Below are 8023 nucleotides of genomic sequence, written 5' to 3'. Positions count from 1 at the left end.
GTAGTAACATGGTTCATAGGGAAGACCTCTTTTCTGTGAATTTTGTCGGCTAACTTAATTCTACAAAAAGGGTCTTCCTTTTTCTATGTTCTAAAAATCATTTACACAAAATATTTTATACTCTCTAGTAGTCGGGCATTAATATTTAATTTTAAATAAGTTTATTATATATATTATAAAATCTGGGTATAGGAAGGTTATTATGAGTAGCGGACAAAACCAAACAGACGTTATTTTAATTGGTGCTGGAATTATGAGTGCCACTTTAGGCTCGATCATAAAAGAGTTGGCACCAGATTGGAATATCAAAGTATATGAAAGACTTGCAAATACGGGTGAAGAAAGCTCTAACGAATGGAATAATGCTGGGACTGGCCATGCGGCTTTGTGTGAGTTGAATTACACAAGTGAAAAGTCAGACGGAACGATTGATATGACTAAAGCTGTAAAGATTAATGAGCAGTTCACTGTGTCTAAACAGTTCTGGTCTTATTTAGTTAATAAAGGATTAATTGAGGACCCAAGTGAATTTATTAGAGCACTACCACATATGAGTATGGTTCGTGGGGAAGATAATGTAAACTTCTTGAAGAAACGCTATGAAGCTATGTCTAGCAATCCTTTATTTAAGGACATGGAGTTCTCAGATAATCCCGAGCAATTAAAAGAGTGGATTCCACTTATCATGAATCACCGTACGTCGAATGAACCAATTGCGGCGACGAAGGTTGATTCGGGTACGGATGTCAATTTCGGTGCATTAACTCGTAAACTATTTGATCACTTGAAGAGTCAAGGCGTTGAGATTAATTACCGTCATGATGTTGAGGATCTAAACCGCCTTAGCGATGGTTCGTGGGACCTTAAAGTCAAAGATCTCGATAGTGGATCATCTAAATTAGAGAATGCGAAGTTCGTCTTCATTGGTGCTGGGGGCGGTAGCTTACATTTACTTCAAAAGTCAGGTATTCCTGAGGGTAAAGGGATTGGCGGGTTCCCAGTAAGTGGACTATTCTTAGTGTGTAACAATCCAGAAGTGGTAAAGCAACATCATGCTAAGGTTTATGGAAAGGCTCCAGTTGGCGCACCGCCAATGTCAGTACCACACTTAGACACAAGATTTATTGATGGAAAGAGATTTTTATTATTTGGACCATTCGCTGGCTTTTCACCGAAGTTTTTAAAAGAAGGTTCGAACTTAGATCTGTTCACATCTGTAAAGCCGAATAATGTGATGAATATGCTATCGGCTGGAGCTAAGGAAATGAAGCTGACGAAATATCTAATTCAGCAAGTTATGCTTTCTAAGGAAAAACGTATGGAAGCGTTACGTGAATTCATTCCTAACGCGAGAACAGAAGATTGGGAAATCGTCGTAGCGGGTCAGCGCGTACAGGTAATTAAGGAAACAGACCAAGGTGGAAAAGGAACACTTCAATTCGGTACTGAAGTCGTTAACGCAGCAGACGGATCCATCGCAGCTTTACTTGGAGCATCACCAGGTGCATCCACTGCTGTAAACGTGATGCTTGAGATCTTGGAAAATTGTTTCCCAGAACACATTGAAGAATGGGAACCAAAATTAAAAGAGATGGTTCCATCTTATGGCGTTTCTCTAATGGAGAACACAGACTTACTAGAAGATGTAAACAAAACAACTTCCGAAGCTCTTAATTTAGTAGAACCTAAATCAAAACAAAGAACAGATGAACCCAAGGTTATGGGATAAAGGCAAAGCCTCTTTAATCGGAATCGATTAAAGAGGCTTTTTATATGTAGAATGGCTTAAAAAATTGCTTCAATGTCTCATAAATTAAGACGAAAAACCATTTTCGATAAAATTCGATTCCTCATAATGGCCACTAATGTCTCATAAAATCAACATGTTCTAATTTTGCCCAGGGAAGAAGTGCTCTCATTAGATTATCTCACTTAAGGTACTTGTTTTCACCTTATGAGTTAAGGGTAAACTCATACAAATAAGTCGTTTAAGGAGGGCCAATATATGAGAGATTATTTTAATAAGGGATTATCACTTGGGTTGGGGTTAGCTTCTGCTAGTAAGGAGCAGGTTAATCGTGTGATGGACGAGTTAATAGATAAAGGGGAATTGACTAAAGAAGAATCGGACCACCTTTTAAAAGAACTTAAGAGGAAAGGTGAGCAAAGTCAAAAGCAACTAGATGATAAAGTCAAAAAACAATTAAAAACGTACCTAGATGAATTAGAGGTTCCTACAAAAACAGATATGGAGAAGTTGGAGGAGCGCATTAGAAAGCTAGAAAATCAGCAAAGTGAAGAACGTTAGGAAGGAGGGGTGAGTGTGTTAAAAAAACAAATGCGCCATATTAATCGGTACCGTGAAATTGCAGCGGCCTTTTCACGTAATGGCTTGGGCTTTATCGTTAAGGAACTCGGATTGGATCAAGTGTTTTCATTGCCACGTCGGTTATACGTAAGGCGTAAACAAAATCAATCCAAGTCTTTAGGCAAGCGTATTCGAGAATTCTTAGAAGAGTTAGGCCCAACATTTATTAAAATTGGACAGATGGCCAGTACACGTCCTGATTTAATTCCAGAAGATATTATAAAAGAATTATCCTCATTACAAGATGAAATCGCTCCGATTCCTTTTGAAGACGTTAAACAAATAGTAGAAAAAGAGCTTGGCGAGAGTATTGATGAAGCCTTTGAAAAGTTCGAATCAGAACCTCTAGGGGTGGCATCAATTGGTCAGGTTCATGAAGCCAAACTCAAAAATGGTGAACGTGTAGCGGTTAAAGTCCAGCGTCCGCGTGTCGATAAGCAAGTACATACAGATCTTGAAATTCTACATGAATTAGCTGAACGTGCGGAAAAACGTTTGGATTGGGCTAAACAGTATCAGATAACAGACGTCGTCGAGGAGTTTTCTGACGCTATTAAAGACGAGCTGGATTATACAACAGAGGGACGCAATGCTGATCTAATGGCTCAACAATTTGAAGATGATGAAACTATCAAAATCCCTAAGATTTACTGGGATTACACATCCAAGAAAGTTTTAACAATGGAATTTGTTGATGGTACTAAGTTAGATGAAATCGATAAACTTAAAGAAGAGGGCATTGATTTAGAGTGGTTAGCCGATCGAGTGGTTCACACAATGTTCTATCAAATTTTTAAAGATGGCTATTTTCACGCGGACCCTCATATTGGTAACATTTTTGCACAGTCGAGTTCTCAAGTAGCATGGATGGACTTCGGGTTAATGGGACGTTTGTCATCCAAAATGAGAATGCACCTAGCATCATTAGTAATGGCTATGGTGAAAAAGGATTCAGATGATATGATTAAAGCAATCTTTAAGATGGGAATTGCACATGAAGATGTAGATCTTCATGAGTTAAGTGGTGATTTAGATCGGTTTATCATTAAGTATCACAACGTCCCACTTAGTGATATGAGTTTAGGCCAATCGATGACGGATTTATTTTCAATTGCTCATAAGCACCAAATAACAATTCCATCAGACTTCACGCTTGTCAGTAAATCAATTCTGACTCTTGAAGGTGTGGTTGAGCGGTTGGACCCTGAGTTTGACATTGTTAAAGCGGCAGAACCGTTCGGACGTGAACTGATTCTTGAAAAATATAATCCGAAGCGAATCGCTGAGAGTGTATTTGATCAGATTGATGAATATGGTGATGTTATAGAAGATATGCCGGAAGTTGTCAGGGAGCTTAGTAATTTAGCGAAGCAGAAAAAAATCCCTATTGAGGTCTCAATTCCGAAGGCAGAAAGCTTCTTCTCAAAACTAGATACGGTCAGTAATCGATTATCATTTAGTATAGTGCTATTATCATTTAGCTTAATTATGGTTGGTTTAATTATAGGATCGGCTCTAGGGAGACAATCTTCTCTATTATGGAATATACCAGCAGTAGAAATTGGTTTTGTTATAGCTGTGTTAATGGTATCGTGGTTAATTTATTCAATATTCCGCTCTGGGCGGTTTTGACGAGGTAACAGAAACTCTATTCATTTTAGTATGATCTAGTGCAAGCACCCAAGATGTGGATGCTTGCACTTTTTTATGTTTGAGTTTTTCTGATAAATGCAGTCGTAGTCAATTTTTGTTCTTTTTAGCTGAAATTAAACCGAAGTAATAAATGAGTAACTTAATCTACGAGTGTGGGTGTTTTTGTCTCCAATAATAAATTGTGATGATGAATCGGGTGTAAGGTTTTACAAAGGAAAGGGCTATTAACGACATTACTGTATTGTAAAAAATATTAAATTGAGTAGGTGTGAGGATGCTCCCCAAATCGAGTACATAGTCTAACAAAGGAAAGATGAATAAGGCCCCTAAGATATTTAGCCACAAATAAGCGTAAGCCGTTAAACGTGCTTCTCTCATAGTTGCCAACGAAGCAATCACTGACGTAACAGCTATGCCAATGTTTGCTCCAGCGATTAAAGGTATTCCTCTTTCAATATCTCCGCTCATTATCAATAATGTAAGGTCGTGTATAGTAGAGTTTGATTGACCTAATAAAGTGTGAACGATCCCTGTTAACAGAGCGTTAATGCTTGACTCGTCTAGTGGATTATGGAAGAAAGTAGCCTCTCTCACGCCTATGGCTAATAAGTCCATGAGCCATAAGGAGCTTATAACCATAAATACGCCCATAAAGGAGTAGCCCACACTCAGGACTTTTTTAAACTTTATGAAGCAAAGGAGCGTACCAACAAATATTAGCAGAACGGTGACATGACTAGGGTTAATAGAGAAAACATCTATTGAAATAGACGAACCTATATTGATACCCAAAATAATCCCTATAGATTGAGGAAACCTGATAAACCGAGCTGCAACGAATCCTACAGTGATCAGAATCATGACTGCACCGTTTTGAATAATAATTGTAGCTACTAAACCTAAAATTAGCCCTTTCCAAGGTTTGTTTATTAGTTTAAGTAAGGAAGTTCTGAAAGTATTAGAGAAACTATTAACTATGCTAGACGAGCCTATTAAACGTGTTCCAATAACGGTTAACACCATTAGTATAAGAAATGAAATGACATAAATCATGTCAATCCCCCTTTCTATTTCTTGTTCCACTATTCACCAAATAAGCTTCACCTCCCTTTTACGATTTACTATATGTACGGGGGAGGGGACATGCTTGGGTAATTAAAATGGTTTATACTAAAATGTGTAGAGAACTAATAGATTTGAAATGTTTACTAGTTGTTAAAGACAGAAACATAAAAGGTCTAGATGAAGTTTTCTTATATTAAATAAGAGAAGACTTAATGGGAGTGTTAATATGAATAACGTGTTAGTATTCGGGCATAAGAACCCAGATACGGATTCTATTTGTTCAGCTATTGCTTATGCCAATTTAAAAGAAAAGTTAGGGGAGCAAGTAGAACCAGTTAGATTAGGGGAGGTAAACGCAGAAAGCAACTATGCTTTAACGCACTTTAAAGTGGATGCGCCAAGAGCGGTAGAAGAGGTTTCAAAGGAAACAGAAGAGGTTATATTAGTAGATCACAATGAAAAGCAACAAAGCGCGTCTGACATAGACCAAGTCAGGGTGTCTGAAGTGATCGATCACCATCGTATTGCTAACTTTGAAACAAGCGGCCCCCTCTACTATCGAGCAGAGCCTGTTGGTTGTACGGCAACGATTATTTATAAGCTATATTTAGAAAATAATATTGAAATTGACGAGAATATCGCTGGTCTTATGTTATCGGCTATTATCTCAGATACATTACTTCTTAAATCACCAACGACTACCGAACAGGATAAGAAGGTTATCCATGAACTAGCTAAACTAGCTAATGTAGATGTTGAAGAGTACGGCATCTCCATGTTAAAAGCCGGAACAGATTATAGTGATCAAACAGTTGAAGAATTAATTAACCTGGACTCTAAGGAGTTCACGCTAAGTGGTAAGCATGTTAGAATTGCGCAGTTAAATGTGGTTGATCCTAAAGATATTCTGGAGGACCAGAAGAAGATTGAAGAAGTGATGAGGCAAAATATTGATCAACAAAACTTAGACCTTTCAGTTTTAATGATTACGGATATTTTAAATAGTGATACTGCAGTATTATCTATTGGAAGAGAGAGCCACATCATAGAAGATGCGTTTAACGTCTCGTTAGAAGGTAATGTGGCCCTGTTAAAGGGTGTCGTATCAAGGAAAAAACAAATGGTACCTCAATTGACCGAAGCGTTTGAAAACCAACAGTAAATAATGTGCTTTTAAAAACCTCTTATCTTGTTAAAAATTCAAGATAAGAGGTGATTTTTTTATGAACATAAATTATACAAATCCAATCCAAAATTTCTATAGTTTAGACTCAAGTGTTCAACATACGATTATGGATTCTCTAATTGGTGAGCGAGTAATGGTTAAATTAAAGCGACATAATCAAATCATAGAATTGCAGGGGGTCCTAGAGAGTAAAAGTTTATACCTAGGAGAAGTGGCATATGATTTCCGAATTAGTGATGATTTAAGACCAATTAAAATTAATCTATTATATGATATTGAACAAATTAACCGAATCGAGTCACCTACTATCCATTAATTTATTACAATGTTTACAAGTTTGCAATCTGTATACTGTTGAAAACAATTTTGTTTACAAGTTTACAAATAAGTACACATGTTGTTATTGAGTTTGTTTACAGTATCGTAAACATTGAATACAAAATCGTATACAAGAAATGTCGTCATTTCGCTTTAATTACGTTTTTATTTCGTTTTGTTAAAGCTCATTGTCGTCATCCTTATACTCCAATATCCTTTGTAAGTAAGGGTACATAAATTATGAAAAAAGGATGATGAATCAATGAGTCAATCGAGAATAGCAGCTGTAGATGTTGGTAATGATTCTGTAAAAGCGATTTTTGGTCAAATGGAAAACGACTTTAATATTCCTAATATTATTGCAAGGGATATTGAAGATCGTCCTGTCATCGGAATTGAAGATTTGGATGAAAAAGATCCATTAGAAGGTATTCATATTAAAGTCCATTCACCCGCATTGAAAGAGAATAATGCAATTTATCGTGTTGGACATTTAGCAACAAAAAGCACGAATTCTACTGAACTAGACCCAGGAAGTAGCAAGTCACAAGAGGATCAGACGTTAGTGATGTTGTTTGCATCCATTGCGTTAGATGCTGTTCAAGCTAATCAATTTCCAAAGTCTAAGGAGGTAATCGATGCTAATTATACATTAGGGACAGGCTTACCTTTAAGAGAAGTGAAAGAAGGTAATGACGCGGGATATCGTTCGAAGCTACTAGGTTCGGTTCACCAAGTCGAATTCTTAGTAACACCTAAATATCAAGGACTAAAAGTGAATATTAGATTCGATGAAGTTAAAGTCTACCCTGAAGGCTTTGCAGCGTTTATTAATCTAGTCATGGATCGAGATTTAAAAGTTATTAATAAAGATTTAATAGACAAGCATATTTTAATTCAGGACATCGGTGGTCTATCTACGGATATTGCGGTTATTAAGAACCGTACAGTTGATGATGACAAAGCTCAAGGTTACAACTTGGGTGTCTCTGAATCACTAGAAAACATTCGTGAAGAGATTTTCACAAAGCATGGGGTTGAGCTAGATAGCAGGCGCGATGTTGTTGAGATCATTACACGTAATAATGACCGTAACCACATTATGGTTAAAGGTAGTCGCACCAGTGTACATGACATAACGGATCGGACGTTACTAGAATTAGCTAAGAAGCAGTATCGTCTTCTGCGCAACACGTGGCAGAAAAACTCTCAAACTGAGATTTGCTTCTTCGTTGGTGGCGGTTCGAACGTACTAAAAGATTATATAAAAACGTTAAACAATAACTTAGATGGGTACAACATCGAGTTCTTCGAGGATGAGAACGAAAGTATTTGGATGATGGCAAATGCTTATTACAAGTTAGTAGCGGATTACAAGAAGAGAAATGAGAAGCAGAAAGAGCAAGAACAGAAAAAGACCGAAAAGAAATAAG

General features: G+C 37.1%; 7 protein-coding genes. 6 read left to right on the top strand and 1 reads right to left on the bottom strand.

The window, feature by feature from the left end; translation table 11 throughout:
- Window positions 1-202: 202 nt before the first annotated feature.
- The 3 genes from ACTWQB_RS01620 (at window position 203) to ACTWQB_RS01610 (ending at window position 4000) form a co-directional block, all read left to right on the top strand.
- Window positions 203-1729, top strand: coding sequence for a malate:quinone oxidoreductase (locus tag ACTWQB_RS01620; protein ID WP_443137434.1), 1527 nt, complete (start codon window positions 203-205; stop codon window positions 1727-1729).
- Between the two features lie 276 nt (window positions 1730-2005).
- Complete coding sequence (locus tag ACTWQB_RS01615) at window positions 2006-2308, top strand: phasin family protein (RefSeq protein WP_443137433.1); 303 nt, start codon at window positions 2006-2008, stop codon at window positions 2306-2308.
- Window positions 2309-2323: 15 nt separating this feature from the next.
- Window positions 2324-4000, top strand: coding sequence for an ABC1 kinase family protein (locus ACTWQB_RS01610; protein WP_443137432.1), 1677 nt, complete (start codon window positions 2324-2326; stop codon window positions 3998-4000).
- A gap of 165 nt (window positions 4001-4165) precedes the next feature.
- On the opposite strand, the gene ACTWQB_RS01605 is transcribed toward ACTWQB_RS01610, so the two are convergent.
- Window positions 4166-5074, bottom strand: a complete 909-nt coding sequence (locus ACTWQB_RS01605; protein WP_443137431.1) for a Na/Pi symporter — start codon at window positions 5072-5074, stop codon at window positions 4166-4168.
- A 238-nt stretch (window positions 5075-5312) separates the two neighbouring features.
- Between ACTWQB_RS01605 and ACTWQB_RS01600 the strand changes: the two genes are divergently transcribed.
- The 3 genes from ACTWQB_RS01600 to ACTWQB_RS01590 all read left to right on the top strand — a co-directional run bounded on the left by ACTWQB_RS01600 (window position 5313) and on the right by ACTWQB_RS01590 (window position 8022).
- The gene (locus ACTWQB_RS01600; protein WP_443137430.1) at window positions 5313-6248 is read left to right on the top strand and encodes a manganese-dependent inorganic pyrophosphatase; all 936 of its coding nucleotides are present in this window, start codon (window positions 5313-5315) and stop codon (window positions 6246-6248) included.
- Window positions 6249-6309: 61 nt separating this feature from the next.
- Window positions 6310-6588, top strand: a complete 279-nt coding sequence (locus tag ACTWQB_RS01595) for a hypothetical protein (RefSeq protein WP_443137429.1) — start codon at window positions 6310-6312, stop codon at window positions 6586-6588.
- A gap of 264 nt (window positions 6589-6852) precedes the next feature.
- A complete protein-coding gene (locus ACTWQB_RS01590; protein WP_443137428.1) occupies window positions 6853-8022 on the top strand; it encodes an Alp7A family actin-like protein in 1170 nt (389 codons plus the stop codon).
- Window position 8023 lies beyond the last annotated feature (1 nt).

Origin of the sequence: Piscibacillus sp. B03 (assembly GCF_052246295.1) — a bacterium.
GTDB lineage: Bacteria > Bacillota > Bacilli > Bacillales > Alkalibacillaceae > Piscibacillus.
This window is presented reverse-complemented; position numbering and strand designations above follow the sequence as displayed.